At 74.0% G+C, this 3,267-nt stretch carries 2 protein-coding genes and 1 pseudogene; 2 read left to right on the top strand and 1 reads right to left on the bottom strand.

Annotation, left to right across the window (positions count from 1 at the left end; genetic code table 11):
* Window positions 1–627: FAD binding domain-containing protein (locus tag GTW67_RS15045; RefSeq protein ID WP_202437259.1), on the bottom strand; the 627-nt coding region annotated here is incomplete at its 3' end.
* 364 nt (window positions 628–991) lie between these two features.
* Between GTW67_RS15045 and GTW67_RS15040 the strand changes: the two genes are divergently transcribed.
* Window positions 992–2,665 (top strand): PucR family transcriptional regulator, encoded by a 1,674-nt coding sequence (locus GTW67_RS15040; RefSeq protein ID WP_161165324.1) that lies wholly within the window; start codon window positions 992–994, stop codon window positions 2,663–2,665.
* Between the two features lie 149 nt (window positions 2,666–2,814).
* Window positions 2,815–3,267, top strand: a pseudogene (locus GTW67_RS15035) (hypothetical protein); the annotation flags it as partial.

Below are 3,267 nucleotides of genomic sequence, written 5' to 3'. Positions count from 1 at the left end.
GGGTGCGGCCGAGCCGATGCCGGTGCGGACCGTGCGGGTGGCCGGGTGCAGGGCCAGGCCGAACGCGCACACGGCGATGACCATGGCGTTGCGGGTGCCGACCTTGGAGAACTGCTGCGGGCCGTCCGCCTTCTTGATGTGCACGGCGCGGATCAGCTCGTCGGGCGCCAGCGCGTTGCGCTTCACGCCGGTGTAGAAGGCGTCGATCGGGATGCGGCGGGTGCCGCGCACCGACTCGGCCTCGACCTCGGCCCCGGCGGCGAGGAGCGCCGGGTGGGCGTCGCCGGCCGGGGAGGCGGTGCCGAGGTTCCCGCCCACGCCGCCGCGATGACGGATCTGCGGGGAGGCGACCGTGTGCGAGGCGAGGGCGAGACCCGGCAGCTCGGTGCTCAGGTTCTCCATGATCTGCGTGTAGGGCACGGAGGCACCGAGCCGAACGGAATCCTCCTGGACCTCCCACTCGGTCAGCTCGCCGATGCGGTTCAGGTCCATGAGGTACTCGGGCCGCCGGTGGTCGAAGTTGATCTCGACCATCACGTCGGTGCCACCCGCAAGCGGCACAGCGGTGGGGTGCTCGGCCTTGGCGGCGAGCGCCTCCTCCCAACTGGCGGGGCGAAGGAAGTCCATACCGGCTCTCTTCATCGTCTTGTGGGGTGTGCGGGTTTGAGCCAATCCGCAAGCGGCGGGCCCGGGTCGTTCATGTCCTGTTCACGTGGAGTGGGCTCAGTACACCGCCCGGTGCTCCACCTGGGTCAGTCGCAGAAACCATGAAGGAGTTGGCTGGCCAAGGCGGGCATCTTGTAGATTCGTATGAACGGAGGTCCTCAGTAACCTCCTCGTCTTCCTCTGGAAACGGGCGAAACAGCCGCGTGACCTGGAACACGGCTCGGAAGCGGGCGAGCGGCGCTCGCCGGCCCGCCGACCGGTCCCCTGACCCGGACCCACCACGATCAAGCGAACATTTCGAGACGAAAGAACGGCGGCGACGAGAATGCGGCTGCGCGCACTGCTGGACACCGACGCGCTGGGCCTCAAGCTGCTCGGCGGCGAGGACGAGCTGGACCGCTCCGTCCGGGGCGTGATGACCACCGACCTGCGGGATCCCAGCCGCTATCTCTCCGGCGGGGAGCTGGTCCTCACCGGCCTGGCCTGGCGCCGGGACACCGCCGACTCCGAACCGTTCGTCCGCATCCTGGTGCAGGCCGGGGTGGCGGCCCTCGCCGCCGGTGAGGCCGAGCTCGGCAGCGTGCCGGAGGACCTGGTGGCGGCGTGCGCGCGGCACCGGCTGCCGCTGTTCGCGGTGAACGAGTCGGTGGCGTTCGCGACCGTCACCGAGCACGTGGTGCGCCAGGTGTCCGGCGAGCGGGCCGGCGACCTGGCGGCCGTGGTGGACCGGCACCGGCGGATGATGACGTCCGGGCCGGCGGGCGGCGGCCCCGACGTGGTCCTGGACCTGCTCGGTTCCGACCTCGACCTGCGGGCCTGGGTGCTGTCCCCGACCGGGCGGCCCGTCGCCAACCCCAAGGACTCGGGCCCCGTGCTGCCCGCCGAGGTCTGCGCGAAGCTGGCGGCGGAGCACCTGGCCGCGACCCGCGCGGGCCGCCGGGCGCCGCACCGGGTGACGGTGGGCGGGACGACGTACAGCCTGTTCCCGGTGCGCAGCACCGGCCGTGCGCCGCAGGCCGCGCGGGACGTGCGCGAGAGCGTGCTGTCCGACTGGCTGCTGGCCGTGGAGGCGGACGCCGGGGAGTGGGCCGAGGAACGGCTCGACCTGCTGTACGGCGTCACCCAGCTGATAGCGGTCGAGCGGGACCGGCGGGACGCGGCGCGCACGGTGCGGCGGCGGCTCGCGCAGGAGGTGCTGGAGCTGGTGCAGACGGGCGCGGCGCCCGCCGAGATCGCGGCCCGGCTGCGGGTCGCGGCGCCGGTGCTGCTGCCGGGTCTCGGCGCGGCCCCGCACTGGCAGGTCGTCGTGGCCCGCGTCGAGTGGGAGGACGGCCAGGTCGAGGACGGGCCGGTCGCCCAGCGGCTCCTGGAGGAGATCCTCGTCGACCCGCTGGCGGCGGGCCCCGAGCCCTCCGACCGCATCGCCGTGGCGCACACCGGCGAGGAGGCCATCGCGCTGGTGCCGCTGCCCGCGGTCTCCAGCGAGCACGACGGCTCCGAGGCCGGGATCCTCGCCGACGCGCTGCTGGCGTCCGTGCGGGACCCGCTGGCGGCCGGACTGGACGGCGACGGACGGCTCACGCTCGGCGTCAGCGCGGCCGTGCACTCCGCGGAGGGGCTGCGCGGGGCGCTGGAGGAGGCCCGGCACGCGCGGCGGGTCGCCGCGGCCCGGCCCGGCCGGGTGTGCGCGGCCGGCCACCAGGAACTGGCCTCGCACGTGCTGCTGCTCCCCTTCGTCCCCGACGACGTGCGCCGCGCCTTCACGGCCCGGCTGCTGGACCCCCTGCGGGACTACGACCGCCGCCACCGCGCCGAGCTGATCCCGACACTGGAGGCCTTCCTCGACTCCGACGGCTCCTGGACCCGCTGTGCGACCCGGCTCCACCTGCACGTCAACACGCTGCGCTACCGCGTCGGGCGGATCGAGCAGTTGACGGGGCGTGACCTCTCGCGCCTGGAGGACAAGCTCGATTTCTTCCTGGCACTGCGGATGAGCTGAGCCAAGGCGTCCGAAGGGTTCCGAACCCCGGCCGCCGAAACACCGCCACTTTGTGAAATCTTTCACCCACCCCCTTGGCCGGGCGCCTCGATCCGTGCTGAGATGCGGCCACCACTCGACGGCTCGATGGCGTGCTTGGGGAGGGCGACGTGGCGCATTCCGCCATGGCTGGTTCTGGTTGGGGAACGACCGAGGGTGACGATCCGCTCCAGACCGCGGTGTGGCGGCTGCGCTCGCGCGCCTGCTGGGCCGACGCGGTGGCGCTGTTGCAGCCGGTGACCGCGGCCACCGCGTTGCAGCGGGCCGCGCTGCTGGTGGAGCGGTGCCTGTACACCGAGCAGGGCTGGGCGGAGGCGGAGGACGCGCTGCGCACCGCGGAGGCGCTGGCCCACAGCGACGAGGAGCGCGGGGCCGCCGCCTGCGAACGCGGCCACCTCGCCTACGCCGCCACCGTGCACGGGGTGCGCGACCGGTCCGACGAGGCGCGGGCCGCGCTGGGGCGGGCGGCGGCGCTGATCGCGCCGGGGGCGCGGGGGCGGGCGCTGCTGGACTTCCGGCGCGGGCTGGTCGCGGAGAACCTGACCCGCTCGCCGCAGGCCGCC

The sequence above is a fragment of the Streptomyces sp. SID5910 genome (assembly GCF_009862125.1).
In the GTDB taxonomy this organism is placed as follows: Bacteria; Actinomycetota; Actinomycetes; order Streptomycetales; family Streptomycetaceae; genus Streptomyces.
The sequence above is the reverse complement of the archived record's forward strand: the minus strand, read 5'-3'. Positions and strand labels throughout refer to the sequence as shown.

Excerpts from the sequence above, each read along its gene's own strand:
- GTW67_RS15040 (WP_161165324.1), top strand. The coding sequence starts at position 992 with ATGCGGCTGCGCGCACTGCTGGACACCGACGCGCTGGGCCTCAAGCTG.